Origin of the sequence: Kitasatospora sp. NPDC053057 (assembly GCF_044546945.1) — a bacterium.
GTDB lineage: Bacteria > Actinomycetota > Actinomycetes > Streptomycetales > Streptomycetaceae > Kitasatospora.
The window spans coordinates 179,926-206,889 of the sequence record NZ_JBITZP010000005.1 but is presented as its reverse complement, the minus strand read 5'-3'; the positions used below and the strand labels follow the sequence as shown (position 1 = coordinate 206,889).

At 74.0% G+C, this 26,964-nt stretch carries 18 protein-coding genes; 4 read left to right on the top strand and 14 right to left on the bottom strand.

Translation table 11 applies throughout. The features are described 5' to 3' along the window. The first annotated feature begins 328 nt into the window (after window positions 1-328). The gene (locus tag ACIG5E_RS08750; protein WP_396532475.1) at window positions 329-1,843 is read left to right on the top strand and encodes an ABC1 kinase family protein; all 1,515 of its coding nucleotides are present in this window, start codon (window positions 329-331) and stop codon (window positions 1,841-1,843) included. A 100-nt stretch (window positions 1,844-1,943) separates the two neighbouring features. Here ACIG5E_RS08750 and ACIG5E_RS08745 read toward each other — a convergent pair whose 3' ends face one another. The 4 genes from ACIG5E_RS08745 to ACIG5E_RS08730 form a co-directional block, all read right to left on the bottom strand. Beyond that, on the bottom strand, window positions 1,944-2,189 hold the full coding sequence (locus tag ACIG5E_RS08745; protein ID WP_094742988.1) for a hypothetical protein: 246 nt from the start codon (window positions 2,187-2,189) through the stop codon (window positions 1,944-1,946). 152 nt (window positions 2,190-2,341) lie between these two features. Further along, window positions 2,342-2,707, bottom strand: coding sequence for a WhiB family transcriptional regulator (locus ACIG5E_RS08740; protein WP_396532474.1), 366 nt, complete (start codon window positions 2,705-2,707; stop codon window positions 2,342-2,344). A 167-nt stretch (window positions 2,708-2,874) separates the two neighbouring features. After that, entirely contained in the window at window positions 2,875-3,333 is a 459-nt protein-coding gene (locus ACIG5E_RS08735) for a hypothetical protein (RefSeq protein ID WP_396532472.1), read from the bottom strand. A gap of 305 nt (window positions 3,334-3,638) precedes the next feature. Next, on the bottom strand, window positions 3,639-5,807 hold the full coding sequence (locus ACIG5E_RS08730) for an ATP-dependent DNA helicase UvrD2 (protein WP_396532529.1): 2,169 nt from the start codon (window positions 5,805-5,807) through the stop codon (window positions 3,639-3,641). A 264-nt stretch (window positions 5,808-6,071) separates the two neighbouring features. On the opposite strand from ACIG5E_RS08730, the gene ACIG5E_RS08725 reads away from it, so the two are divergent. Continuing rightward, on the top strand, window positions 6,072-6,329 hold the full coding sequence (locus ACIG5E_RS08725; RefSeq protein ID WP_363610921.1) for a mycoredoxin: 258 nt from the start codon (window positions 6,072-6,074) through the stop codon (window positions 6,327-6,329). 37 nt (window positions 6,330-6,366) lie between these two features. Here ACIG5E_RS08725 and ACIG5E_RS08720 read toward each other — a convergent pair whose 3' ends face one another. The 6 genes from ACIG5E_RS08720 to ACIG5E_RS08695 form a co-directional block, all read right to left on the bottom strand. Continuing rightward, a complete protein-coding gene (locus ACIG5E_RS08720; protein WP_396532471.1) occupies window positions 6,367-7,206 on the bottom strand; it encodes a GntR family transcriptional regulator in 840 nt (279 codons plus the stop codon). Window positions 7,207-7,457: 251 nt separating this feature from the next. Continuing rightward, window positions 7,458-8,399, bottom strand: a complete 942-nt coding sequence (gene nudC, locus ACIG5E_RS08715) for an NAD(+) diphosphatase (RefSeq protein ID WP_396532469.1) — start codon at window positions 8,397-8,399, stop codon at window positions 7,458-7,460. Between the two features lie 97 nt (window positions 8,400-8,496). Then, window positions 8,497-9,900 carry a dipeptidase gene (locus ACIG5E_RS08710; protein WP_396532468.1) on the bottom strand — a complete coding sequence of 468 codons (1,404 nt, stop codon included), beginning with the start codon at window positions 9,898-9,900 and terminating at the stop codon, window positions 8,497-8,499. 203 nt (window positions 9,901-10,103) lie between these two features. Beyond that, on the bottom strand, window positions 10,104-12,959 hold the full coding sequence (locus ACIG5E_RS08705; RefSeq protein ID WP_396532467.1) for an FtsX-like permease family protein: 2,856 nt from the start codon (window positions 12,957-12,959) through the stop codon (window positions 10,104-10,106). Continuing rightward, complete coding sequence (locus ACIG5E_RS08700) at window positions 12,956-13,720, bottom strand: ABC transporter ATP-binding protein (protein WP_396532466.1); 765 nt, start codon at window positions 13,718-13,720, stop codon at window positions 12,956-12,958. The genes ACIG5E_RS08705 and ACIG5E_RS08700 overlap by 4 nt, the downstream gene beginning before the upstream one ends. 116 nt (window positions 13,721-13,836) lie before the next feature. Next, window positions 13,837-14,469 carry a PadR family transcriptional regulator gene (locus tag ACIG5E_RS08695; RefSeq protein WP_396532465.1) on the bottom strand — a complete coding sequence of 211 codons (633 nt, stop codon included), beginning with the start codon at window positions 14,467-14,469 and terminating at the stop codon, window positions 13,837-13,839. 67 nt (window positions 14,470-14,536) lie between these two features. On the opposite strand from ACIG5E_RS08695, the gene ACIG5E_RS08690 reads away from it, so the two are divergent. Then, window positions 14,537-15,508, top strand: a complete 972-nt coding sequence (locus tag ACIG5E_RS08690) for an endonuclease/exonuclease/phosphatase family protein (protein WP_396532464.1) — start codon at window positions 14,537-14,539, stop codon at window positions 15,506-15,508. Window positions 15,509-15,524: 16 nt separating this feature from the next. On the opposite strand, the gene ACIG5E_RS08685 is transcribed toward ACIG5E_RS08690, so the two are convergent. The 4 genes from ACIG5E_RS08685 to ACIG5E_RS08670 all read right to left on the bottom strand — a co-directional run bounded on the left by ACIG5E_RS08685 (window position 15,525) and on the right by ACIG5E_RS08670 (window position 24,078). Further along, on the bottom strand, window positions 15,525-16,709 hold the full coding sequence (locus ACIG5E_RS08685; RefSeq protein WP_396532463.1) for a PP2C family protein-serine/threonine phosphatase: 1,185 nt from the start codon (window positions 16,707-16,709) through the stop codon (window positions 15,525-15,527). Window positions 16,710-16,902: 193 nt separating this feature from the next. Then, on the bottom strand, window positions 16,903-20,115 hold the full coding sequence (locus ACIG5E_RS08680) for a UvrD-helicase domain-containing protein (RefSeq protein ID WP_396532462.1): 3,213 nt from the start codon (window positions 20,113-20,115) through the stop codon (window positions 16,903-16,905). A gap of 57 nt (window positions 20,116-20,172) precedes the next feature. After that, window positions 20,173-23,541 carry an ATP-dependent helicase gene (locus ACIG5E_RS08675; protein ID WP_396532461.1) on the bottom strand — a complete coding sequence of 1,123 codons (3,369 nt, stop codon included), beginning with the start codon at window positions 23,539-23,541 and terminating at the stop codon, window positions 20,173-20,175. Window positions 23,542-23,700: 159 nt separating this feature from the next. Then, window positions 23,701-24,078: an MGMT family protein gene (locus tag ACIG5E_RS08670; RefSeq protein ID WP_396532460.1), complete on the bottom strand. Its 378-nt coding sequence runs from the start codon at window positions 24,076-24,078 to the stop codon at window positions 23,701-23,703. A gap of 134 nt (window positions 24,079-24,212) precedes the next feature. On the opposite strand from ACIG5E_RS08670, the gene ACIG5E_RS08665 reads away from it, so the two are divergent. Then, on the top strand, window positions 24,213-26,930 hold the full coding sequence (locus ACIG5E_RS08665) for a flippase-like domain-containing protein (RefSeq protein ID WP_396532459.1): 2,718 nt from the start codon (window positions 24,213-24,215) through the stop codon (window positions 26,928-26,930). Window positions 26,931-26,964 lie beyond the last annotated feature (34 nt).

The window sequence follows — 26,964 nt, the reverse complement described above, 5'->3', positions numbered from 1 at the left end:
CACGCTCCCTCTGCGGGGTACCCCCCTCCAACCCTCCGCCCCCACCCCGCACCCCTTCTACACCCCCCGGCCGGCTGTTTTAGGCGCCCCCCCCCCACCCCCGCCCCCGGCCACCAAGACAGCACCGTCCCCGGACCGCACCCGACCACCGAGGCAACACCCCCGCCGACAGCAGCCCGCCGGACCAAGCCGCCCAACTCCCCGCAAAGGGAAGGCGCCGCCCGCAGGCCCCCGTGAAATACCGGCGGACGCAGTCCGGGAAGCGGGCACAATGGCCTAGTGATGGTGGGCCGTCCGGTGTCGGGGGGCCAGGGGATTGGAGGCCCGGGTGAGCGATCTTCCGCGCAAGGCAGTGACCCGCACGGCACGGCTCGCCGCCCTGCCGCTGGGGATAGCCGGCCGCGCCACACTCGGGCTGGGCAGGCGCATCGGCGGTCGCTCCGCCGAGGTCGTGACGGCCGAGCTCCAGCAGGCCACCGCCGACCAGCTGTTCAAGGTCCTGGGTGAACTCAAGGGCGGGGCCATGAAGTTCGGGCAGGTGCTGTCCGTCTTCGAGGCCGCGCTGCCCGAAGAGATCGCCGGGCCGTACCGGGCCGCACTCACCAAGCTGCAGGACGCCGCTCCCCCGATGCCCGCCGCCAAGGTGCACACCGCGCTCGCCCAGCGGCTCGGGGACAACTGGCGCGAGCTGTTCCTGGAGTTCGACGACCGCCCGGCGGCGGCCGCCTCGATCGGCCAGGTGCACCGGGCGGTCTGGCACGACGGCAGACAGGTCGCGGTCAAGGTGCAGTACCCGGGCGCGGGTGACGCTCTGCTCGCCGACCTCTCCCAGCTGAGCCGGGTGGCCTGGCTGCTCGGCCCGCTGATCCCCGGGCTGGACATCAAGCCGCTGATCACCGAGCTGCGCGAGCGCGTCTCGGAAGAGCTGGACTACGGGCTGGAGGCCCAGGCCCAGCGGCGGCACGCCGAGGAGTTCGCGGGCGACCCGGACATCGTGGTGCCGGTCGTGGTGGCGCAGGCCGACCAGGTGCTGGTCACCGAGTGGATGGGCGGCACCCCGCTGGCCGAGGTGATCACGAACGGTACCCAGGAGGAGCGTGACCGGGCCGGGCAGCTGCTGGCCCGGTTCCTGTTCGCCGGCCCGTCCCGGACCGGTCTGCTGCACGCGGACCCGCACCCGGGCAACTTCCGGCTGCTGAAGGACGACGGCCCGGCCGAGGGCTGGCGGCTGGGGGTGCTGGACTTCGGCACGGTGGACCGGCTGCCTGGCGGGCTGCCCGCGCCGATCGGGGCCTCGCTGCGGATGGCGCTGGCCGGGGACGCGGCGGGCGTGCTGAAGATGCTCCGCGAGGAGGGCTTCGTGAAGCCCTCGATCCAGCTGGACCCGGATGCGGTGCTGGACTACCTGCTGCCGATCATCGAGCCGGCCGCGGTGGACAGCTTCCACTTCACCCGGGCTTGGATGCGCGCCCAGGCGGCCCGGATCGCCGATCCGCGCTCGCCCGCCTACAACCTGGGCAAGCAGCTGAACCTGCCGCCCGCGTACCTGCTGATCCACCGGGTGACGCTGAGCACCATCGGGGTGCTGTGCCAGCTGGGCGCCAAGGCGCCGTTCCGCGCCGAGATGCTGGAGTGGCTACCCGAGTTCTCCGCCGAACCGCCCGCGAAGCCCGTCAAGCCCGTCAAGCCAGCCAAGCCGGTCAAGGCGGCCGAGCCGGCCGAGGCGGCCGAGCCGGCCGAGGCGGCCGAGCCGGCCGAGGCGGCCGAGCCGGCCGAGGCCACCAAGCCCGCGAAGCGCACCCCGGCAGCGGCCAGGAAGAACCCCAAGCCCGCCCGCCCCTGAGACGACAGCAACAGCCGACCACAACGGCCGCAGGCCGCTCCCCGCGAACGGGGGGCGGCCTGCGGCACGACGGGGGTCAGTCGGATCAGCGGCGGTGCGCCTACATCAGCGCGACGGCGAGCGCCTTGCGCGCCCGCATGGAGGCACGCTCGGCCCGCTGCCGGAGCTTGCGCGCCCGGACGACCCGGCTGACGAGGCGTTGCTCCTCGGCCTCGTGGAGCCTGTCTTGCATATGGGCACGGGCCAGGGATTCATGCAGAAGTTGCATTTCGAGGGTCCTGTTCTGGATCTGAAGTTCGGTGGTCTGCTCAGCGCGGACGGTGGGATCGATGGCGGCGGGGGTCATGTGGTGGTCCTGCTCGTGGTGCGTGCTCGGGAATGGGCGGGTGCTGGCCGCTGAGTCGGCCTTGGCGGCGGCGATCCGTACGGACCGGCGGAGGGCGGTGTCCAGTGGGGGCTGCTCTCCCCGACGGACGGCCCTGACGTGGTCGGCGGGGTTCACGCCATGACCTCGGTCTTGCGCGGACGGCCACGCGGCCGCTTGCGGGCCACGACGACACCCTGGACGAACAGCTCGCCGCCCCAGACGCCCCACGGCTCGCGACGCTCGAGGGCGCCGGCCAGGCAGGCCTCCTTCACCGGGCAGGTGCCGCAGAGGGACTTCGCGTACTCGACGTCGGCGGGCGTCTCGGCGAAGAAGACCTCGGGGTCGAAGGCGCGGCAGGGGATGGGGAGACCGAGCGCCTCGGCCTGCTCGATCGAGTTGAGCTGCATGAACGGAACCTCCGGAGGGTCGGCCTGGTCGGCCTTGGTGATCTGGCTTGTCGGCGGTACGGACGGGATGGGCGTGATGACCGTGGACACTGTTGCGTCTTCCTCGTCTTCTCAGTGGTTCCGGCCCAGTGGACTGGTGGTGCTGGGCCGGAGGCCCCGGAGGGCCTGGGTGGTCTTGCGTACCGGACAAAACAGAAGGGCCGCGGATCCCGGTGTGACGGGTTCCGCGGCCCTGGAGGTGCCGACCTGAGGCTGACTCAGGTTCGCTCTCTCCAGGGTTCAGGCCCGCGGAAGGCCCGCATCCGGATGGCCTTGGCGCCGATAAAGGCGGCCGTGGCCTGGTTGATCTGCTGCTCGTTCTGCTTCTGGGCGTTTCCGGCACCGATGACCTGCGCATAGCCGCCATGCATGGCGGCGGCTACGGCCGCCTTCGGTGCCTGGGTCGGTCGCTCATCGCGCTCGGGACGCGACATGCCGACCGACGCCCAGTCACGGGACAGACCGGTCTCGACAACGGTGCCTTCGACACTCCTGCCGCCCGTGAGGCAGAGATCAGTGTGTCCAAGACCACTGACAACGGAGGCGACGGAGACACCGGTGGTGTCGAGACCCAGACCGGTTCCACCGAGCTCGGCGAGCGCCCGCAGACGGGTGGCACGCAGGGAGGCAGCGACAACGGTCTGGCCAGTCATTTTGGTGATCATGATGTTTCCCACTGTCTTCGCCTCCTCTCGGCGTCTCGCGGAGCCTGGTTCCCCTGGCTCCGAATGTTCGGATGTCTGTCTCGGTAAAGCTGTGGGGCGAGGGGGATCGGCACAGGTGTCACCCCGTGCGACCGCGTCCCCTTGACCGCTCCGGCAGGCTATTGCGCTCCCGGTATGCCGCGCAAACTATTTTTCACGCGAGTTCACGCGACGCCGTCGACGGCACGATCCGCGCGACGTTCCGCAGCGCTCGCCACGACGTTCCGCAGCGGTTGCGAAGTCCCCCGAGCAGTCCCCTGGACCGCGCCCGTGCCGGCTCACGCCGGATCGACCGGACCGTCGTCCTCGACGCCGTCCGGATCCTCCTCGGGCTCCTCCCCCGCGCACAACGAGAGCACGGCGGCCCCGTACTTGTCCAGCTTCATGGCTCCGACCCCCGAGATCAGGGCCAGTTCCTGGCGGCTGGCGGGCACGTCCTCGGCGATCGCCATCAGTGTCGCGTCGGTGAACACCACGTACGCCGGGGCGCCCTGCTTCCTGGCCTGCCGGGCCCGCCACTCGCGCAGCCGCTCGTACAGCGCCTCGTCCATCGTGGACGGGCAGTCCTCGCAGCGGCGCAGCTTGCGTTCGACGGCGTCGGTGAGCGGCTTGTCGCAGACCCGGCACTTGACCGGGCCGCGGATCCGTCGGGCGGCCGAGCGCTCGCCGGGCTCGACGCTCCCCCGCCCGCCCCGCGCGCCGGTGCGTGCGCCCGGGGCGGAGGAGCCGGGGCGCAGCCCGTCCATGAAGCGGCTGGGCTTGCGGGAGGCGCGGCCGCCCGGGGAGCGGGAGAGGGCCCAGGAGAGGCTGAGGTGTTTGCGGGCGCGGGTGACGCCGACGTAGAGGAGGCGGCGTTCCTCCTCGATCTGTTCGTCGGTCTTGGCGTAGATGATCGGCAGGGTGCCCTCGGTGAGGCCGACGAGGAAGACGGCGTCCCATTCGAGGCCCTTGGCGGCGTGCAGGGAGGCGAGGGTGACGCCTTCGACGGCGGGGGCGTGCTGGGCGGCGGCGCGGGCGTCGAGTTCGGCGACGTAGGCGGCGAGGTCGGTGCCCAGGCCCTCGGCGGTGCGGGTGCGCTCGAACTCCTCGGCGAGGCGGACGAGGGCGGCGAGGGATTCCCAGCGGTCGCGGACGGCGCCGGAGCCGGCGGGCGGTTCGGGGGTGAAGCCACGGCTGGCGAGGACGGCGCGGACCTGGCCGGCGAGGTCGGGGGCGCCGGCGGTGAGCGGGTCGGCGGCGGCGCGGGCGGCGCCGCGCAGCAGGACGCCGGCGTCACGGACCTCGGGGCGTTCGAAGAACCGCTCGGCGCCCTTGAGCTGGTAGGGGACGCCGAGGTCGGCGAGGGCCTGTTCGTAGACCTCGGACTGGCCGTTGGTGCGGAACAGGACGGCGATCTCGCTGGCGCGCACGCCGGTGGCGAGGAGGTCCTTGATCCGGCGGGCGGTGGTCTCGGCCTCGGTGGGTTCGTCCTCGTACTCGGTGTAGACGGGTTCGGGGCCGGACTCGCGCTGGGAGACGAGTTCGAGGCGGTGGCGGGCGGCCTCGCCGCGGGCCTGGGCGAGCAGTCCGTTGGCGAGGTGGACGACCTGGGGGGTGGAGCGGTAGTCCCGGACGAGTTTGACGACGGTGGCCTCGGGGTGGCGGCCGCGGAAGTTCAGCAGGTAGTCGGGGGTGGCGCCGGTGAAGGAGTAGATGGTCTGGCTGGCGTCGCCGACGACGCAGAGGCTGGCCCCGCCGCCGGGGCCGGTCCACTGGTCGAGCAGGCGCTGCTGGAGCGGGGAGACGTCCTGGTACTCGTCGACGGTGAAGTGCCGGTACTGGCTGCGGACCTGGTCGGCGATGTCGGGGCGGTCCTCGAGGATGGCGGCGGTGAGGAGCAGGACGTCCTCGAAGTCGATGTTGCCGCGGCGGGTCTTGGTCTCCTCGTAGACGCGGTAGACCTGGGCGGTCTCGGCGGGGTCGCGGGGGGCTTCGCGGCCGGACTTGGCGACGGCGGCGGGGTAGTCCTCGGGGGCGGTCTGGGTGACCTTGGCCCACTCGATCTCGGCGGTGAGGTCGCGCAGTTCGGTGCGCTGGACGCGCAGTCCGCAGCGGCCGGCGGCTTCGGCGACGAGCTGGACCTTGCGTTCGAGCAGCTGGGGCACCGGGCCGCCGACGGCGCGGGGCCAGAAGTACTGGAGCTGGCGCAGGGCGGCGGCGTGGAAGGTGCGGGCCTGGACGCCGTCGGCGCCGAGCTGGCGCAGTCGGCCGCGCATCTCGCCGGCGGCGCGGGCGGTGAAGGTGACGGCGAGGACCTGCGCGGGCTGGTAGACGCCGCTGCGCACGCCGTAGGCGATGCGGTGGGTGATGGCGCGGGTCTTGCCGGTTCCGGCGCCGGCGAGGACGCAGACGGGGCCGTGCAGGGCGGTGGCGACGGCGCGCTGTTCGGGGTCGAGCCCGGCGAGCACGGCGTCGGGGCCCGTGGCGGCGCCGGGGTCGGCCCAGGGGGAGCCGTGGGGGCCGTCGTAGGGGCTGCCGCTCAAGAGGTCTTCCTGCATGCGTTCCATCCTCTCAGCCCGCTGGGACAACGGGGGCGGGGTTGTCCACAGGCCCGGTGTGATCGCAGGATGATCGCTCCGCATTTCCTCGGTACGGGCGCCGGAATGCCGGCCGCCCGGTGGGCGTTGCGGCTGTGAGACCGTACGAACCCCTCTTTCGAAGGAGCCCCCTCGATGTCCGGCAGCGTGACGATGTACAGCACGACCTGGTGTGGGTACTGCAACCGACTCAAGAGCCAGCTGGACCGTGAAGGCATCGGCTACACCGAGATCAACATCGAGGAGGACCCGGCGTCGGCGTCCTTCGTGGAGTCGGTGAACAACGGCAACCAGACGGTGCCGACGGTCCTGGTCCAGCCGGTGGGCGGCGGCGAGCGGGTCGTGATGACGAACCCGAGCCTGATTCAGGTCAAGAAGGCCCTGGCCGCCTGACCGGGCGTCAGGGAAGATCCCCCGGGATCGGCGCGCCTCACGGCGCGTCGGCCCGGGCGGGGTCGACGGGGTTGGCGGGGGCGGGCAGCGTGGTGCGCGCGCCGAGGTCGCCGATGCCGTAGACGAGCCGGCTGCGGTCGGCCGAGTAGCGGGTCTCGATGACCCGGACGGGGCCGCGCCGGTCGTAGGTGACCCGGGTCTGGACCATGAGCGGCACGCCGGGGCCGCCCTGGAACCACTGGGCCTCCTCGGGGCCGGGCATCCGGGCGACGAGGTGGTCGACGGCGCCGATCTCGGTGCGGCCGAGGGCCGCGAGGACGGCTTCGTCACCACCCTCCACGGGGTCGGGTTCCATCAGCGGGGTGCCGGCGGCGAGGCCGGCCCGGTAGTGGCTCTCCTCGATGGAGTACGGCTCGCGGTCGAGCAGGCGCAGCTGGCGGCGGACGACGATGGCCTCGCCGGGGCGCAGTCCGAGGCGTTCGGCGATGTCGACGCGGGCCCGGACGATCATCATCTCGAAGTCGGTGCTGAGTTCGCGCCCGGCTTCGGCGGCTTCGCCGAGGTAGACGGTGGAGGGTGCGGCGAGGCAGTCGCGGGGCGCCGGGGGCAGGGTGGGGCCGTAGGCGTGGTGGTCGAGGACGGGGTGTTCGCGCAGGTAGGTGCCCTTGCCCTGGAGGCGGACGAGGCGGCCTTCGTTGACCAGGACGTCGACGGCGAGCCGGACGGTGTTGCGGGCGACGCCGTACTGGCGTTCCAGCTCGCTCTCGACCGGGAGGGCGGCGTCGGTGGTGAACTCGCCTTCGGCGATCCGGCGGCGCAGGTCGGCGGCGAGGCGCTGGTATTTGGGGGATTGGGCGGTGCCCCGGGGGATTGTCACCCGAGTGAATGTAGCGAGCGCGGTGACGCTGTTTCAGCCGTTTCCGGCAATGTCGTCCGCGCGGGTTGACGGTGGGGGTCCTGGAGCTTCGGGCGGTAGCAGAACTGGCCCGTCCGGCCACGAACAGCTGGTCGTGGCGGGTTCGGGAAGGGCTGGGAAAGAAAATCGGGGGCGCGCGGCATAAGCCGCGCGCCCCCATGGGCACGGAACTGCACGGAACTGCCCGGAGGTACCCGGGAATTCGTACAGGATTACCAGCGCGCCGCCGACGGCAGTGGTTCGCCGAACCAGAGTTCGACCAGGTGGCGGGCGATCGAGATGCCGGAGGGCGGCAGGATCTCGCCGGCCTCCATCCCGGCGCGCAGCTCCTCGCGGGAGAACCAGCGCGCCTCGGCCAGTTCCTCGCCGTCCACGGTGATCTCGGTGCCGCCGGGCAGGGCCTTGCCCATGAAGCCGAGCATCAGGCTGGACGGGAACGGCCAGGGCTGGCTGGCGACGTAGCGGACCTCGCCGACCTGAACCCCCGCCTCCTCGTGGACCTCGCGGGCCACCGCCTGCTCGATCGACTCCCCCGGCTCGACGAAGCCGGCCAGCGTGGACCAGCGGCCCTCCGGCCACAGCGCCTGGCGGCCGAGCAGGCAGCGGTCCTGCTCGTCGGTGATCACCATGATCACCGCCGGGTCGGTGCGCGGGTAGTGCTCGGCCGCGCAGGAGGTGCAGCGCCGCACGTGCCCGGCGCCGGCCTTCTCGGTCGGGTGGCCGCAGCGCGAGCAGAAGCTGTGCAGCCGGTGCCAGTGCTCCAGGGCGACGGCGTGCACCAGCAGGCCGGCGTCGCGGTCGGACAGCAGCGCGCCGACCTCGCGCAGTCCGGCCGGGCGGGCGTCGCCGTCCAGCCGGCCGGGCAGGCTCTCGCCGGCCAGCGCGAAGTAGGAGACGCCGTCCTCGTCGGTGCCGAGGAAGTAGCGGTCCCCGGTCTGCGGTGCCTCGAAGGAGGGCAGCAGGACGAGTTCGGTGCCCTGCGCGGTGTCGACGACGAAGGCCTCGCCGCCGGCGATCGGCAGCACCCGGGTGGTGGGGTGGCTCCAGGCCGCGGCCAGCCAGGGCTCGTCGAACCGGTGCTCGGCGGCCCGGTCCACCCCCGCCCTGGCCAGGGCCAGGGCCTGCGGGCGCTCGGTGTCAGGCACGGTGCTCACTTCGTTCCATCCCCACGTGGTGAATCATCCGGATGAGTGATCTGACTGCGATGGTGCGCGAACGGGCTCACGGCAAACGAGCTCGCAGCGAAAGGGCTCACGCGCCGGGCCGGAAGTTCTCGGCCAGGTCGCCCCACAGGTAGGCGGCGGTCTCGACGCCCTTGGCCAGCAGGTCCAGCTCGACCTTCTCGTTGACCGAGTGCCAGCCGTCCGAGGGCACCGAGATGCCGAGGAACAGCACCGGCGCGCCCAGCACGTCCTGCAGATCGGCCGCGGGGCCGGAGCCGCCCTCGCGGGTGAAGAGGATCTTCTGCCCGAAGGCGCGGCCCATCGCGCGGACGGTGGACTGCAGCGCCGGGTGGTCGAGCGGGGTCAGGCAGGGCCGGGTCGCGCCCGGGAAGACCAGCTCGTACCGGATGCCCTCGGGCACCCGCTCGGCGACCCAGGCCCGGACGGCCTCGCGGACCTTCTCCACCTCCTGCCCGGCGACCAGCCGGAAGGACAGCTTGAGGTGGGCCGAGGACGGCACGATGGTCTTGCCGCCGGGGCCGGTGTAGCCGCCCCAGATGCCGTTGACCTCGGCGGTCGGACGGGCCCAGACCCGCTCCAGGGTGGAGTACCCGGCCTCGCCGCGGGTGCCGTACGACTTGGCGACGCGCAACCACTGCGCCTCGTCGAAGGGCAGTTCGGCGAACAGCTCGCGCTCGCGCTCGGTCAGCTCCACGATCCCGTCGTAGAAGCCCGGGACCGCGACCTTGCGGTCGGCGTCGTGCAGGGCGGCGGCCAGTTCGGCCGCGACCTGGGCCGGGTTGGGGACGGCGCCGCCGAAGGAGCCCGAGTGGATGTCGGTGTCCGGCCCGTACAGGTCGAGCTGGGCGTCCGCGAGGCCGCGCATGCCGGTGCACACGGTCGGGGTGGTCTCGGACCACATGCCGGTGTCGGAGATGACCACCACGTCGGCGGCCAGCCGCTCGGCCTCGCGCCGGACCAGGTCGGCGAAGTGCGGCGAGCCGGACTCCTCCTCGCCCTCGATCAGCAGCTTGAGGTTGACGGCCGGCGCGGTGCGACCGGTGGCGGCCAGGTGGGCGCGCACGCCCAGGGTGTGGAAGAACACCTGGCCCTTGTCGTCGGCCGCGCCGCGCGCGTACAGCCGCTTGCCGACCACGGTCGGGGTGAAGGGCTCGGTGTCCCAGCCGTCCTCCTTGGCGGCGGGCTGCACGTCGTGGTGCCCGTAGACCAGGACGGTCGGCGCGGACGAGTCCCCGGACGGCCACTCGGCGAACACCGCCGGCAGCCCGTCGGTCTCCCACACCTCGGCGACCGGGAAGCCGGTCGCGCGCAGCTTGGCGGCCAGCCACTCGGCGGAACGGCGCACGTCGCCGGCCCGCTCGGGGTCGGCCGAGACCGAGGGGATGGCCAGCCACTCGGAGAGGTCGGCGAGGAAGGCGGCCTGGTGCTGGTCGATGAAGGAGCGGACGGCGCTGTCCGGGGTTCTCGTCATACCGACGACTGTAGTTCGCCCGTGTGGGTGCCTGCCCCGGCCCTCCGGGTGCCGGACCCCGTCGGGGCTGTAACCTCCGTCACCCCCGCAACCTCCGCCACCGCGCGGCCCCCGTCACCGCGCGAGCCGAGTCGCCGCGCAAGCTCCGCCACCCCCGTCGCGACGGCCGCGCGCACGGAGGTGACGGGAAGCGGGCGCCCAGCTCAGCCGGTGCGGCGCAGCAGCGAGATCCGCGAGCGGGTGAGCAGCGCGGCCAGGCCCGCCGCGAGCAGCGGCAGCACCACGATGGTGGCGGCGATGGTGGGCCAGGGGAGGACCACGGACGACTTGTCGGCGAGTTCCTCCGGGCTGATGCCGGGGTAGTCGGCCGCGACGCCCTGGACCTTGCGCAGGGCGACGGCCGGCAGGAGGCCGCAGACGGCGCCGAGCAGGGTGCCCATGGCGGCGATGACCCCGCACTGGAAGCCGGACAGCGAGCGTCGGATGCGCGGTTCGGCGCCGACGGCGGCGAGGGTGGTCAGGTCGCGCTGGGAGTCGGCGGCGGCCAGTCCGGTGGCGATGCCGGCCGCGCCGAGGGCGACGAGTCCGGCGAAGCCGGCCAGGCCGAGGCCGATGATTCCGGCCTTGGAATGGTAGCCGCGTTCGACGCTGAGGACGGTGCGGTCGGTGAGCTTGGCGAGGGCGCCGTCGGCCTTCTGCTGGTCGCCGTCGGAGGGCGCGGCCCCGGGGAGCCAGACCGAGCCGGCCGGCCGGGTGGTGAAGCCGAGCCGGGTGGCGGTGTCCGGGGTCATCATGACCTGGCCGGGGGCCGGCATCGCGGAAGGGGCGAGGACGGCGTCGATGGCGGTCTCGATGTTCTTGGGCTTGGCGGGGATGCCGCCGGCGCCCGTGGTGGTCGGTTCGCTGTACCGCAGGACGACCTTGCCGTCCTTGAAGTAGCGCGGGTCGAAGACCACGGCCTTGCCGGCGGTGAGGGCCTGGCCGGCCGCCGGGTCGGTGACGCCGTACAGGTTGCGCAGCAGGGTGGCGTCGCCGGCGGTGAGGTCGCCGTACCGGCTGTCGCCGCGTTCGTGGACCTGGCAGCGCGGGTCGGTGCTCATCACGCGCTTGATCTCACCGGGGTCGGCCGGGGTGTCGCGGTCGAAGACCGGGCAGCGCCGTTCCTTGGGCGGCATGACCTGGATGTAGCCGCAGGAGCCGCCGTCCTGGCAGTCGCCCTTGTAGTCGACGTGGGAGACGTCGGCCCGCGGGCCGAGGGCGGAGATGCTGCGTTCCACGGTGTCGCGCATCTGTGGCAGCAGCTTGGCCTCGGCGCTGGTGCCGTAGCCGGTGCCGAGGATGACGGCGCCGGGCGGGCCGGCGGCGACGTACTCGCGGCGGTACTCGTCGTCGTAGCTGGCGATGTAGACGTTGACGGCGACGGAGCCGGCGACGGCGGCCATCACGGCGGCGACGGCGGGCGCGGTACGGCCGCGGTGGCGGACGGAGTCGCGCAGGGCGAGCCGGGGGCCGAGCGAGAGCCAGCGGCCGAGCCTGCCGAACAGGCCGACCAGGTAGGGAGTGAGGGCGACCATGCCGAGTTCGGCGATGAGCGAGCCGCCGAGGACGGCGAGGGTGCGGCTGGAGAAGCCGCTGGTCGCGCCGACCAGGGCCAAGGCGGCGCCGGCGACGAGCATCAGCAGGCCGAGCAGGGCGAGTTTGCGGCTCGGCGGCTTGAGCGAGTCCCGGCCGGTGAGGGCGGAGACGACGTCCTGGCGGGAGGCCTGGACGGCGGGCACGATGGCGGCGAGCAGTCCGGTGACCAGGCCGACCAGGAGCACGCCGAGCAGGTCGAGCGGCTGGAGGTTGAAGTGGCCGAAGCGGGCGCCGGAGTACTCCTCGGCCCGGGTGCGCAGCAGGGCGACCAGGGCGACGCCGAGGCCGAGGCCGATGGCGGCGCCGGTGAGGCCGAGCACGCCTCCGCCGCCGAGGACGACCGCGCGGACGTTGGCGCGGTCACCGCCCGCGGCGGCGAGCAGGCCGAGCTGCCGCCGTGAGCGTCGGGCCCCGACGGCGAAGGCGGGGCCCGCGAGGAGGACGATCTCCAGCAGGGCCATGCCGACGACGGTGGCGAGGATGACGACGTAGGTGCGGTCGAGGAGGGCGGTGCCGCTGTCGCCGCGGACCCGGTCCATCTCGACGTAGTAGGGCACGTCGGCGCGGGCCGGCGGGTCGAGGATGACGCTGCGGGAGGCCAGGACGAAGCCGTAGCCGTTGAGTTCGGTGACCTTGGCCCAGTCGAGGGTGGCGCCGGCGGGGAGCTTGACCAGCCAGCGGGTGGCGGAGGCGCTGTCGCGGCCGGAGGTCTCGGGGAGCTTTCCGATCAGGGTGCCGGGGCGGGTGATGAGTTCGGTGCCCTTGAGGTCGCCGGGGTACTCGACGACGGCGGTGATGGTGAAGGGGCTGGATTCCAGGCCGCGGACGGTGGTGCGGTCGCCGATCCTCAGGCCGGAGCGGTTGAGGAACTCGCGGGTGACGGCGGCCTGTTGGTCGTTGGCGGGGGCGCTGCCCTCGACCACGTCGAGCCGGCCGTGCCAGACCGGGTCGGTCAGGTCGGCTTCGCTGGTACGGGTGGAGAGCAGGCCCTCGGCGCTGCTGGCTGCGGTGTCCGGGCCCTGGGATTCGGGCACCAGGGTGCTGCCGGGCGGCAGCAACTGCTGGGCGAGCTGGGCGGGTTCGGTGTCGCGGGAGCGCTGCTGGGCGGGGGTGTACTGCGGGGCGGCGCCGTCCTTGGCCTCGTACTTGGGGTTGAAGACCATGTAGGAGTGGTCGCCCGGGTCGGGGGCCTGCTTGACGGAGGCGCCGCGCTCGGCCATCTCCAGCTGGCCGTCGGCCCGGCCCATGGTCCGGGCGACGCTTTCGGCGGGTTCGAGGGTGGCGCTGCGGAAGATCACGTCGGCGCCGGTGACGCCGAGGACGGGCAGCGCGACCATCGCGATCACCAGGGCGCTGCGGCCCTTGGCGCGCAGGGCGTCGCGGCGGGCGATGCGCAGGGCGAGCCGCCAGGCGCCGGGCTTCACTCGTCCACCTGCTTGCTGTTGGCGGCGGCGCTGACGAGCAGGGTGGCGGCGTCCTGACTGACGGACTCGTCGACCATGCGGCCGTCGCGCAGGAAGACGACCCGGTCGGCCCAGGCGGCGTGCCGGGCTTCGTGGGTGACCATCATGGCGGCGGCGCCGGCGTCGCAGCGGGCGCGCAGGACGGCGAGGACGGCTTCGCCGGTGGTGGAGTCGAGGGCGCCGGTGGGTTCGTCGGCGAGGACGAGGCGGCGGTCGCCGATCAGGGCGCGGGCGATGGCGACGCGCTGCTGCTGCCCGCCGGACATGTCGTCGGGGAAGCGGTCGGCGAGTTCGGGGATGCCGAGTTCCTCCAGGGCCGCGAGGGCCTCGCGGCGGGCGGCGCGGGCGGACAGGCCGTCGAGTTCGCGCGGCAGCGAGATGTTCTCGGCGGCGGTGAGGGCCGGTATCAGGTTGTAGTCCTGGAAGACGTAGCCGACGGAGCGGCGGCGGACCTGGGCGAGCTTCTTGCGGGCGAGGGCGCCGAGGGCGACGCCTTCGACCAGGACCTGGCCGGTGGTCGGGGTGTCGAGGCCGCCGGCGAGGGTGAGCAGGGTGGACTTGCCGGAGCCGGACGGGCCCATGACGGCGACGAACTCGCCGGGGTGGACCTTGAGGTCGACGCCGCGCAGGGCCTGGACCTCGGCGGCGCCCTGGCCGTGGACGCGGGTGACGTTCTCCAAGTGCAGTACCGGCGCCTGCCGGGACTGGTCGGTGTGGGACACGGTTCCCCCCTTGTGCTGGATACGGGCTCGACGTTCGGGGCGTCGGCCCTGTGAATCGAGTGGCAGCGCCTGGGCGCGGGTGCGGCGGCCGGGTCGGCCGGGCTTCCCGGCGGGCCCTAGGCGCGGGTGCGGCGGCCGAGTCGGCCGGGCTTCTTGGCGGCGCCGTCGCGGGCGGCCTCGGCGGCGCGGGCCTGCTGGAGTTCGGCCTGCTGGGCGAGCCGGGTCTCGCAGTGGTCGAGCCAGCGGATCTCGGCCTCGGTCTGGAAGATCAGCTGGTCGAGGACGAGCAGCCAGGCGAGGTCGTTGCTCTCGGAGGGCACGGCGCCGGGTCTCGCCTCACCGGCGAGGGCGCGACCCTTGAGCCGGGTGTAGTCCTGCAGTGCCTTGATGCTGTGCCGGCGCTGGCCCTGGACGACGGCGGAGACGTCCACTCCGGGGACGGTCACGGCCATGGCGAGCTTGATCGCCAGTTCGTCGCGCGGGGGGTTGGTCCGGGGCACCGGGGTGTCGAACCAGGCCCGCAGTTCGGCGCGGCCGGCGTCGGTGACGGCGTAGAACTGGTGGCCCTCCTCGTCCTCGCCGGCGGCCTCGACCAGGCCGTCGCGCTCCAGCCGGGACAGTGTGGTGTAGACCTGTCCGACGTTGAGCGGCCAGGTGGCGCCGGTGCGCGCCTCGAACTCGGTGCGCAGCTGGTAGCCGTAGCGGGGGCCCTGGTCGAGCAGGGCGAGCAGACCGTGACGGATGGACATACTCGGTATGTATACCCGGTATGCCCTCCGGCCTCAAGCCGCGCCCCCTCGGGTACCGTCGTGCGGTGTGAGCCAGTTGCGCATCGCCACCTTCAACCTGTTGCACGGTCAGCCGCTCGCCCCGGACGGCGCGCCGCGGCCCTACCCGGCCGACGCGGGAGCCCCGCTGGCCGAGGCGATCGCCGCGCTGGACGCCGACGTACTGGCCCTGCAGGAGGTGGACCGGCACCAGGAGCGCTCGGGCGGCACCGACCAGGCGGCGGTGGCGGCCGAGGCGATGGGCGCGGGCGACTGGCGCTTCGCGGCCGCACTGCACGGGCGACCGGCACCGGTGGCGGGCTGGGTGCCGGAGCCGTCCGGGCCGAACGGCCTGCGGGTGTACGGGCCGGGCGAGGTCGGCGACGGCGCCCCGCCCTCGTACGGGACGGCGCTGCTGACCCGGCTGCCGGTGCGGCACTGGCGGGCCCGGCGCTTCGCCCCGGCGCCGTTCGGGCTGCCGCTGCGGGTGGCCGGGCGGCGCGGGCTGACCCCGGTGCCGGACGAGCCGCGGGCGGCGCTGGCGGCGGTGCTGGAGGGCGAGCACGGGCCGTTCACCGTGGTGGCCGCGCACCTGTCCTTCGTGCCGGGCTGGAACATGGCGCAGCTGACCGGGATCCGGCGCTGGATCGCCGACCTGCCGCGGCCGCACCTGGTGCTCGGGGACTTCAACCTGGTCGGCGCGGTGCCGCGCACGGTGCTCGGCGGAGCGACGGCGCTGGAGCGCACCGCGCCGCGGGTGCGGGTGCGGGAGCTGCGGGCGGCCCGGCGGGCCCGGCCGGCGGTGGCCGAGCCGCGCCGGCGGCGGGTGCGCGAGCCGCGGGCGCGACTGCAGGGCTGGTACGACCTGGCGCGCACGCCGACCTACCCCTCGCACCGGCCGGCGGTACAGTTCGACCACGTGCTGGCGGTGGGGGTGCCGCGCGCGGCGGTGGGTCCGGCGGCGGCGCCGCGCGCCGCGGTGTCGGACCACCGGCCGCTGCTGGTACGGGTTTCGCTGTGAGGCGCCACCCGGCTCTCTAATGGTTCGTCAGGATGCCAGCCTGCTGCGGCAGGTGGGCGATGGCGGGCGGGGTCGGGTCGTACTGCAGGAGCAGCATGGCCGCGTCGTCGCCGAGTTGGCGGCCGACGTGGCGCACCACGTCCTCGTGCAGGCGCTGGAGGACGTCGGCCGGGCGGCCGTCGGCGCAGCGCGGGAAGCGTTCGGCGAGCGGGTAGAAGGCGCCGGAGCGGTCGCGGGCCTCGATCACCCCGTCGGTGAACAGCAGCACCCGGTCGCCGCCGTGCAGCGGGACCCGGTGCACCGGGGGGTGGACGTCGGCCGGGTCGAGGACGCCCAGCGGCGGTACGGTCTCGACGAGTTCGAGCGGGTGGACCAGTCCGCCGCGCAACAGCAGCGGCGAGGGGTGGCCGCAGTTGACGAGTTCGGCGGTGCCGTCGGGCCGCACCCCGATCAGGACGAGGGTGACGAACTCCTCCTCCACGCCGGGGTGGTCGTTCTCGTGCAGGGCGCGGTCGAGGCTGACGGCCAGCCAGCCGGCCACCCGGTCGAGGGCGGGCTCCTGGTGGGCGGCCTCGCGGAAGGCGCCGAGGACGGCGGCGGCGGTCTCGACCGCGCCGAGGCCCTTGCCGCGCACGTCGCCGACCACGGCCCGGACGCCGTGCCGGGTGTTGACGACCTCGTACAGGTCGCCGCCGATCCGGGCGTGGGCGGCGGCGGCCTCGTAGTGGACGGCGGCGCGCACGCTGCCGACCCGTTCGGGGACGGGCCGCAGCAGCACCCGGCGGGCGATCGAGGCGACCAGCTGGGCGTCGGCCAGGGCGCGTTCCTGGCGCAGTCTCAGGGTGGCGCTGACCCAGCCGATCGTGGCGACCAGCAGGATCGCGATGACGCTGGCGGCGTGCACGGACTCGCCGAGCGCGTCGCTGCGGAAGGCCATCAGGAACGCCGCCGCCTCGGTGCACAGGCCGATGGCGAGCGGGTACCAGGTGCGGCGGCTGACCACGGCGGCCAGCGCGGGTACGGCGGTGAGGGCGGGTTCGACCGTCACCTCGGTGCCGCTGAGGTAGTCGAGGGCGACGATCAGCGCCATGCCGATGAAGGGCAGCGCGAGCGCCGTCCTCGGCCAGGTGCCGGTCGTGCCCGGAGCGGGTCCCGGGGTCGGCCCGGTGAACCGCTCTCTGATCCATCCGGTCGCGCTCAACTTCGGTCTCTCCAGCAGACGACGCCGATGCCTGGGGCACCTGCGGTGATGACTGAGGGTCAGGGAATACGGGCCTCGCTGGCGGCCGGAGCACGGGGGTTGACCGGTTACCGACCCCACAATAGGCGCGAAACGTGCACGACGCACAGGTTTCGGGCGTCGGCGCGATGACTTGGATGCTCTGCGTGACTCATTAGTCACTGTTCCCGATCAGGAGCCGTTCCAACTCTTTTCGATCGGGAAGTCCTTCCGGACGCACGATCCGTCCGCTGCGGACGTACAGGAACGAAGCCGTGACCAGCTCGGGATCGACGCCCGCCTGCTCTGCCCAGGCGAGCCGGTAGACCGCGAGCTGCAGCGGGTCGGCCGTCTCCTCGCGGTGGGTCTTCCAGTCCACCACTTCGTAGCGTGACGCACCACCGGATTCCGTCACCCCGTCACCGTCCCGGTAGACCGCGTCGATCCGGCCGCGCACCACCCGCCCCGCCAGCACCAGTTGGAACGGCGCCTCGACCCGGTGGGGCCTGCGCTGGGCGTACGGGGTGCGCAGGAACGCCTCCTTGAGCCGCTCCAGGTCCTGCTCGTCCTCGATGCCGTCGTCGTCGGCGCCGGGCAGCGCGCCGGGCTCGATCAGCAGCAGCGGCTCGATCCGGGACTGCACCCAGGCGTGGAAGCGGGTGCCGCGCCGGGCCGCGGGCTGCGGGGGGCGCGGCATCGGACGGGCCAGGTCGCGGGCGAAGCCGTCCGGGTCGGCGGCCAGCCGCAGCAGCTGGGTGGCGGACAGTGCGGGCGGCAGCGGCACCTCCCGGGCGGTGCGCCGGGAGCGCTCCAACTCGCCCAGCAGCGCGGTCAGATCGCGGTCCCAGGAGGCGACCTGGCGCTGGTCCTCGACCGCCATCGGCTCCGGTTCGGGGGCGGGCACTCCCGCGATCCTGCCCCGCACCACCTCGGCGACCCGGCGGCGGGCGTGCTGGGCGGCCGGGTCCAGCGGCAGCGGCCAGGGGCGCTCGACGGCGGCGGCCAGCGCCGGGTTCGCGGCGCCCTTCTCCGGCTGCTCGGCCCAGTGCTCGACCTCGCCGGCGCCGGGCTGCTCGCAGTGCTCGCGCAGCTGCTCCAGGAAGGCGGACGGGCCGCGGACGGTCTTCTGGCTCGGCCCCCACCAGTGCCCGGAGGCCAGCAGCAGCGAGCGGGGGCGGGTGAACGCGACGTAGCCCAGGCGCAGTTCCTCGGTGCCGGAGTGCTCGGCCAGCTCCTTCTTGAACGCGGCCATCGACTTGCTCGTCCAGCCGCCGCGCACGTCGGGCAGGGTGGCGGCGTCGCCGCGCAGGGCGTGCGGGAGCACCCGCTTGGTGCTGGTCCAGCGTTCGCGCGCGCTGCCGGACGGGAACGCGCCCTTCACCAGGCCGGGGACGGCGACCACGTCCCACTCCAGGCCCTTGGACTTGTGCGCGGTGAGCACCTTCACGGTGTCCTCGCCGCCGGGCAAGCTGCTGTCGAGGCCGCGCTCGTACTCCTGGGCGGCGCGCAGGAAGCCGAGGAAGGCGGCCAGGCCCGGGTCGCCGTCCAGGTCGGCGAAGGAGGCGGCGACGTCCAGGAAGGCGTGCAGGGTCTCCCGCCGCCGGGCGGCCAGCGCCTGCGGGGAGGCGGCGAGTTCGACCTCCAGGCCGGTGACGGTCAGCACCCGGTGCAGCACGTCCATCAGCGGGTCGGCGAGCGAGCGGCGCAGTTCGCGCAGTTCGGTGGCGAGCCGGGCGAAGCGCACCCTGGCCTCGGCGGAGAACGGCAGGTCGTCGGTCTGGTCCCCCTCCTCGCCGGTTGAGGCGGTGAGGAAGGTCTCCACCGCGTCGGCCAGCGACACCACCTCGGTCGGGTCGGCCTCGGCGACGGCCGCGGCCAGCGCCTCCACCCCGTCGGGCCGCTCGGTGCGCACCAGGGCGGCGGCCCGGCGGCCGAGCAGGGCGAGGTCGCGCGGGCCGATCCGCCAGCGCGGGCCGACCAGCAGGCGCACCAGGGCGGCGTTGGCCGTCGGGTCCTGCAGCACCTCGCAGACCGCCACCAGGTCGGCCACCTCGGGCAGTTGTAGCAGCCCGCCGAGGCCCACCACCTCGACCGGCACCTCGCGGGCGACGAGCGCGGCGTGGATGTCCGGGAAGGCCGCGCCGCCCCGGCACAGCACGGCGATCCGGCCGGGCGCGGTGCCGGTGCGCACCAGGTGGGCGATCGAGTCGGCGAGCCAGTCGACCTCCTCGGCGTGGGTGGGCAGCAGCGCGGCCCGCACGTAGCCGTCCTGTTCGGCGCCGGGGGCCGGGCGCAGCGCCTCGACGCCCTCGTGCATGGCGCGCAGCGGGGCGGCGAGCTCGTTGGCGAAGGCGAGCAGGCGCCCGCCGCTGCGGCGGTTCTCGCTGAGCGCGTAGCGGTCGGCGGGGCGGCCGTCGGCCCGGGGGAAGTGGCGGGGGAAGTCGTCGAGGTTGGCGACGGAGGCGCCGCGCCAGCCGTAGATGGCCTGGCAGGGGTCGCCGACGGCGGTCACCGGGTGGCCCGCCCCGGCGCCGAAGAGGCCGGCGAGCATGAGGCGCTGGGCGACGGAGGTGTCCTGGTACTCGTCCAGCAGGACGACCTTGAACTGGCCGCGCAGCAGGGCGCCGACCTCGGGGCGCTGCTGGGCGAGGCGGGCGGCGGCGGCTATCTGGTCGCCGAAGTCCATCAGTCCGGCGGCCTGCTTGCGGCGGCGGTAGTCCTCGACCAGGCGCAGCAGTTCCAGCCGGGCGCGGGCGGTGGCGGGGACGGCCCGCAGGTCGTCGTTGCTCAGTTTGACGGTGGCGAGGGTGTCGAGCAGTTCCTCGTCGTACGCGCGCAGCGCAGCGGGCTCGACCAGGTGTTCGGCGAGTTCGCCGTCCAGGGCGGTCAGGTCGGCGACCAGGTTGGCGAAGGTGCCGGTGAGGGCGGGGAAGGGGCCGCGGGCGGTGCGCAGCACCTTGGCGGCGAGCTGGAAGCGGGTGGCGTCGGCGAGCAGCCGGACGTCCGGCTCTATGCCGATGCGCAGGCCGTGTTCCTTGAGCAGACGGCCGGCGAAGGCGTGGTAGGTGGAGATCTCGGGTTCGCCGAGCGGTTCGGTGTCGTCCCGGTCGGCCACGCGGGCGCGCACCAGGGCGGTGCGGACGCGTTCGGCGAGTTCGCCGGCGGCCTTGTTGGTGAAGGTGAGGCCGAGCACCTCCTCGGGGCGTACGGCGCCGGAGCCGACCAGCCAGACGACCCGGGCGGCCATCACGGTGGTCTTGCCGGAGCCGGCGCCGGCCACGATCACGGCGGGGGCGAGGGGGGCGCCGATGGCCGCCATCTGTTCCCGGTTGAACGGGATGCCCAGCAGCTCCTTGAGCTGGTCGGGATGGCTGAGCACGGCGGTCACCCCGCAACGTTAACGGGCGCAGCCGACACTCCGGGCGCCCGGCCGCCGTGACCCTGGCTACTCCACCAGCTGGGCGCCGTCGCGCTGGGCGGAGCAGCTGCGGCGGAAGGTGCAGCGGTCGCAGCCGCCGCCGGTCTGCGGGACGAAGCGTTCGGCGAGGACCTTGCCGGCGGCCTCGGCGAGCAGGTTCTCGATCCACGGTTCGCCCTCGGGCGGCTCCTGCCGCTGCACCTTGGGGGCGTCCGGGGCGCCCTTGGCGGCGGCCTCGCGCAGGTGGACGAGTTCGGCGCCGCCGGTGGCCGGGGGCCGTTCGGCGAAGCCGGGCAGTTCGTTGAGGGCGCCGGCCCGGACGGCGAGCTGGTAGACGGCGAGCTGCTTGTGCTCGGGCAGCGACTTGTCGGTGGGGATCTGCTTGCCGGTCTTGAAGTCGACCACGTAGGCGCGTCCGGCGTGGTCCTTCTCGACCCGGTCCATGGAGCCGCGGATGCGCACCGAGACGCCGCCGACGTCGAGGGTGACGTCGAAGCCGTGCTCGGTGGCGACGACGTCGCGGCCGCGTTCCAGGACGTGCCAGTTGAGGAAGCGCTCCAGGGCGGTGCGGGCCTCGGTCTTCTCCTGGTGGGACTTCCAGGGGGCGTCGAAGGCGAGGGCGTCCCAGACGGTGTCCAGGCGGGCCATGAGGACGGCGAGGTCGGCGGGGGTGCGGCCGGAGCCGACCTCGTCGGCGAGGGCGTGCACCACGTTGCCGAAGCCCTGGGCGGCGGTGCCGACGCCGCGGGCCTTGACCTCCTTGTCCAGGAACCACTGCAGCGAGCAGTTCTCCAGCTGTTCCAGGCCGCTGCCGGACAGCCGTACGGGCGCGTCGGCGCTGCGCAGCGGCTCGGGGGCGGCGGTGGGGTCGTCCAGGCCCCACCAGCGGTCGGGGTGGGCGGCGGGCACCAGCGGCAGCCCGTCCTCGTCGGTGGCGGTGGCGAGGACGGCGAGGCGTTCGGCGGCGGCGCGGCGCAGTTCGGGCGAGCGGGCGGGGTCGACGGTGACGGCGCGCAGTTCGGCGACCAGGGCGGCCACCGACAGCGGGCGGCGCGGGCGGTGGGTGACGTCCTCGACGGTGACCGGCGGGGTGCGGCGCACGGCCTTGCCGGTGCGCGGGTCGACGTCCTCGCGGTAGAGCTCGCGCAGGAAGCGGGAGGGTTCGTCGCCGTCGTCGGCGGGGGCCTTGACGGCGGTGACGATCAGCCGTTCCTTGGCTCGGGTCGTGGCGACGTAGAAGAGCCGGCGTTCCTCGCCGAGCAGGGCGGCCGGGGAGAGCGGTTCGGCGAGGCCGTCGCGGCCGATCCGGTCGGCCTCCAGCAGGGAGCCGCGGCGGCGCAGGTCGGGCCAGAGGCCGTCCTGGACGCCGGCGACGACGACCAGGCGCCATTCCAGGCCCTTGGAGCGGTGGGCGGTCATCAGCCGTACCGCCTCGGGGCGGACGGTGCGGACGGTGAGGGTGTCGGCGGCGATGTCCTGGGCTTCGAGTTCGGCGAGCAGGTCGAGGGCGCTGCGGTGGCCGGTGACCTGTTCCTCGGCGCGGGCGGCGGTCTCGAACAGGGCGCACAGCGCGTCCAGGTCGCGGTCGGCGTTGCGGCCGGCGGCGCCGCCGCGCAGGGCGGCCCGCTCCAGGCGTTCGCGCCAGCGGCGGCTGCCGTCCCACAGTTCCCAGAGGGCCTCCTCGGCGGTGCAGCCGCCGGCCAGCAGTTCGCGGACCTTGCGCAGCAGGGTGCCGAGGTCGCGGGCGCGGCGGGCGGTCGCCGGGTCGAGGGCGATCAGGCGCTCGGGTTCGGCGAGGGCCTCGCGGATCAGCTCGCCGGCCGGGCGCGGGGCGGCGGCGGGGCGGCCGTCGGCGCGCAGGGCGGCGCGTTCCTCCTCGCGCAGGGCGGCGCGTTCCTCCTCGCGCAGGGCGCGGCCGAGGCGGCGCAGGTCGGAGCCGTCGAGGCCGCCGAGCGGGCCGGTCAGCAGGGTGTGCGCCAGGTCGGTGGTGAGCGGGTCGGGGGCGTCCGGGTCGCCCTGCTTGTCGCGGGCGGCCTGCTCGGCGCAGACCCGCAGGGCGAGCAGCAGTTGGGCGACGGCGGGTTCCTCGCGCAGCGGCAGGTCGTCGCCGTCGATCTCCAGCGGGACGCCGGCGGCGCCGAGGGCCCGGCGCACGCCGGGGATGGAGCGGGCGCCGGCCCGGACGAGGACGGCCATCTCGCCCCAGGGCACGCCGTCCTCAAGGTGGGCGCGGCGCAGCAGGTCGGCGATCGAGTCGAGTTCGGCGCCGGGGGTGGGGTAGGTGTAGACCTCGACCCGGCCGCCCTCGCGGGAGGGCAGCAGGGCGCGGTGCTGGGCGAGTTTGTCGGCGGGCAGCCGGCCCATCGGCATCCGGCGGGCGAGTTCGCGGGAGGCGGCGAGCAGGACGGCGCCGGAGCGGCGGGAGACCCGCAGCACCTTGACGTCGGCGGGGCTGCCGTCGGTCTGCCGGAAGGCCTGGGGGAAGTCGAGGATGCCGTTGATGTCGGCGCCGCGGAAGGCGTAGATCGACTGGTCGGGGTCGCCGACGGCGACCAGGTCGCGTCCGCCGCCGGCGAGCTGGCGCAGCAGCCGGACCTGGGAGGGGTCGGTGTCCTGGTACTCGTCGACGAAGACGACCCGGTAGCGCTTGCGGAGTTGTTCGCCGACGTCGGGGCGTTCGGCGAGCAGGACGGCGCGGTGGACGAGTTCGGCGTAGTCGAGGACGCCGCGCAGGTCGAGCACGTCGAGGTAGTCGGCGAGGAAGTGCGCGGCGGCGGCCCAGTCGGGGCGCTGGACGCCCTGGGCGAAGCGTTCGAGTTCGGCCTCGCCGAGGCCGAGTTCGCGGCTGCGGGCGAGGACGGCGCGGACTTCGTCGGCGAAGCCGCGGGTGGTCAGGCAGGCGCGCAGGTCGAGCGGCCAGTGGATGCGGGTGCCCGCGGCGGAGCCGCTGGTCGACTCCGTGCGCTTGGCGTCCTCGGCGCCGCCGGCGAGCAGTTCGCGGACCATGACGTCCTGTTCGGGGCCGGAGAGCAGCCGCAGCGGTTCGGCGTAGTCCTCCGGGTCCTGGTGGGCGCGCAGCAGGGCGTAGCAGAAGGAGTGGAAGGTGGTGGCCTGCGGGGCGGCGGCGGAGCCGCCGAGCCGGCCGGACATCCGGTCGCGCAGTTCCATGGCGGCCTTGCGGCTGAAGGTGAGGACGAGGATCTGCTCGGGGTCGGTGCCGTCCTGGATCCGCCGGGCGACCGCCTCGACCAGGGTGGTGGTCTTGCCCGTGCCCGGGCCGGCGAGGACGAGCAGCGGGCCGCCGGTGTGCTCGACCACGGCGCGCTGATAGGCGTCCAGCACGGGCGGGTCGGGCTGGACGAGCGGGCTGCGCACGAGCCGGTAGGGGGAGCTCACGCGGCCGCCTCGCCGCGCTCGGCAGGGGCGTTCGCCCACACGCGCCGTTCGATGGCTCGCTCGCTTCGCTCGCTCACGGACTTCCTGGGGTTGTGCAGAGGGGCATGGCCGGGGCGGGCCCGTCGGGCCCGCCCGTATCGAGCCTACGATCCTGCCCCGTCAATCCCGCCCGTGCGGAGCGTTCGGTGAAATCTCCTCGCCGTCCCAGCGGGCCCGCCGGAGGTCGACCCGGGGCGGGTCGACGAGTTCGCGCAGCGGGGTGCCCTCCTCGCTGTAGTGGGCGAGGGCGCGGTGTTCGTGACCGGGCAGGAAGCGGCCGTCCGCGCGGATCACCCGCCACCAGGGCACCGAGCCGCCGTACAGGGCCATCACCCGCCCGACCTGCCGGGGCCCGCCCTGGCCGAGGTACTCGGCGACGTCGCCGTAGGTCATCACCCGGCCGGGTGGAATCCGCTCGGTCAGATCGAGCACCAGTTCGGCGAACGGCGGTAGGGCGTCCGGGACGCCGTCGTCTGTTACGTCCGTCACCTGCGGCATTCTTCCTTATAGGGACGCGTGCGCGGCCCCGTGCGAACGACCCGCCGCGCCCGATCCGGCCCCTGTCCAGCACCGGGGGTCGGGGCATGCCACCATCTTCGGGGCGGTGAGTGGTGATACGAGGACAAGACCAGATGACCGGGATGGCTGACGTGGGCGTGGACAGGGACTCCGACGAGTCCGGCTCCGCCGTACCCCCGGCTCCCGGTGACGAGTCCGAAGGGCGGCCCGAGAACGGGCCGACGCCGGAAGTCTCCCTGATCAAGGACCCGACGATCAAGACCCCCACGCCCGAGAAGGCCCCCGAGTCGCCGCCGCAGCCACCCGCTCCGGCGCCGCCCGCCCCGCGGACCGAGTACCAGGACCCGCTGGACGACGCCCCGCACCTGGACGTCGACGAGCCGCTGCTCGCCGCCCGCGCGCACCGCCCGTCCGACCTGATCCGCTTCCTGACCGGGGTCTTCGGGATAGTCGCGGTCTTCGTCCTGGCCGGCATCGCCACCTCGACCACCAGCGGCATCGAGCAGGACATCGCCACCAACGCGCCGCACTTCTCCGCGGTGCTGTCCACCATCACCGGCCTGGTCTCCAGCGTCGCGGTGCTCGCCGTGCCGCTGGCCTTCGCCGTCGAGCGGCTGATCAAACGCGACGGCCTGCGGGTCGCCGACGGCGTGCTCGCCTCGGTGCTCGCGTACGGCGTCTCGCTGGGCATCGACTGGTGGGTGGCCGAGGGCGCCTCCGAGCACCTCCGCGAGGCACTGACCCGGCTGCCGCTCGACAGCAACAGCACCCTCACCGACCCGGTGCACGGCTACCTCGCCCCGGTGATCGCCTACATGACCGCCGTCGGCATGTCGAGCAGACCGCGCTGGCGGGTGGCCCTGTGGGTGGTGGTGGTCTTCAGCGGGGTCACCGAGCTGCTCGGCGGCTACACCACCCCGCTGTCGCTGATGCTCACCGTGCTGATCGGCTGGTCCGTCGCGTACGGCACGCTGTACGCGATCGGCTCCCCCAACATCCGGCCCACCGGCCAGCACCTGATGATCGGCCTGCGCAAGGTCGGCTTCACCCCGGACGGCGCCCACCGCGCCCCGGACGCCCCCGGCGGCACCCGGCGCTACTACGTCACCCAGCAGGACGGCCCGCCGCTGGACGTCCACATCATCGACCGCGAGCAGCAGGCCTCCGGCTTCTTCTACCGGGCCTGGCGGCGGCTGCGGCTGCGCTCGGTCGCGGTGCGCCGCAGCCCCCAGTCGCTGCGCCAGGCGCTGGAGCAGGAGGCCCTGATCGCGTACGCGGCGGCCGCCTCGGGCGCCCGCGCGCCGCAGCTGGTGGCCACCTCCGAGCTGGGCCCGGACGCCGCGATCCTGGTGTACGAGAACGTCGAGGGCCGGACCCTCGACGAGCTCGCCGACGAGGAGGTCACCGACCTGGTGATGGCCTCGCTGTGGCGCTCGGTGGCCGCCCTGCACGAGCGCCGGATCGCCCACCGCCGGCTGACCGGCGAGTCGCTGCTCGTGGTGGACGACAAGGCGGCCTGCCTGGTCAACCTCTCCGGCGGCGACATCGCCGCCACCGACCTGACGCTGCGCATCGACGTCGCCCAGCTGCTGACCACCTTCGCCCTGCGGATCGGCCCCGAGCGGGCCGTCGCCACCGCCAACGCGGTGCTCGGCGCGGACCGGGTCGCCCAGGCGCTGCCGCTGCTCCAGCCGGTCGGGATGAGCCGCTCCACCCGGATCGACCTCGCCAAGCTCACCAAGGAGCGCAAGGCCGCCGCCCGGGCCAAGGCGCTGGAGCAGGTCGCGGCGGGCGAGCGCACCCAGCAGCAGGCCGAGGAGGACATCGCGGCGGCCGGCGAGGACCTGCTCAGCCGCATCCGCGGCCAGATCCTGCAGATCGCCCCCGAGGCGCCGATGGAGCCGGCCAAGCTGGAGCGGCTGAAGCCGAAGAGCCTGATCATGGTGATCGCGCTCACCTTCGCCGCCTACCTGGCGCTGACCACCATCAAGCCGGCGCAGCTCAAGCTCTCCCAGATGAACTGGGCGTGGGCGGCGGCGGCCCTGCTGGCGGCCGCGTTCAGCTACGTCGCCGCCGCGATGAGCCTGACCGGCTTCGTCCCCGAGCGGCTGCCGTTCCGGCGCACCGTCGCGGCCCAGCTGGCCGGCTCCTTCGTGAAGCTGGTCGCCCCGGCCGCGATCGGTGGCATCGCGCTCAACACCCGCTACCTGCAGAAGGCCGGCATCCGCCCCGGCCAGGCGGTCGCCTCGGTCGGCGCCTCCCAGCTGGCCGGCCTGGCCGGGCACCTGCTGCTGCTGTTCAGCTTCGGTCTGATCACCGGCAGCCAGACCAACGGCGACCTCTCCGCCTCCCGGGCGGTGATCATCGGGGTGCTGACCGCCGCGGTGCTCGCCCTGGTGGTGGCCGCGGTCGCGCCGCTGCGCCGCTTCGTCCTGGGCCGGCTGCGCTCGCTGTTCTTCGGCGTGGTGCCGCGGATGCTCGACCTGATGCAGACGCCCAGCAAGCTGGTCACCGGCTTCGGCGGCATCCTGCTGCTGACCCTCTCCTTCACCGCCTGCCTGGACTTCTCGGTGCAGGCCTTCGGCGGCGAAGTCAGCTTCTCGGCCGTCGCGGTGGTCTTCCTGACCGCCAACGCGGCCGGCTCGGCGATCCCCACCCCGGGTGGCATCGGACCGGTCGAGGTCGCGCTGATCGGCGCGCTGATCGCCGCGGACGTGCCTCCAGCGGTCGCCACCCCGGCGGTGTTCCTCTACCGGGCGCTGACCTTCTGGCTGCCGGTGCTGCCGGGCTGGATCTCCTACAACGTGCTGCAGCGCAGGCACGCGCTCTGAGACGCGCGAAGGAGGGCCCCACCGCCGGGGCGGT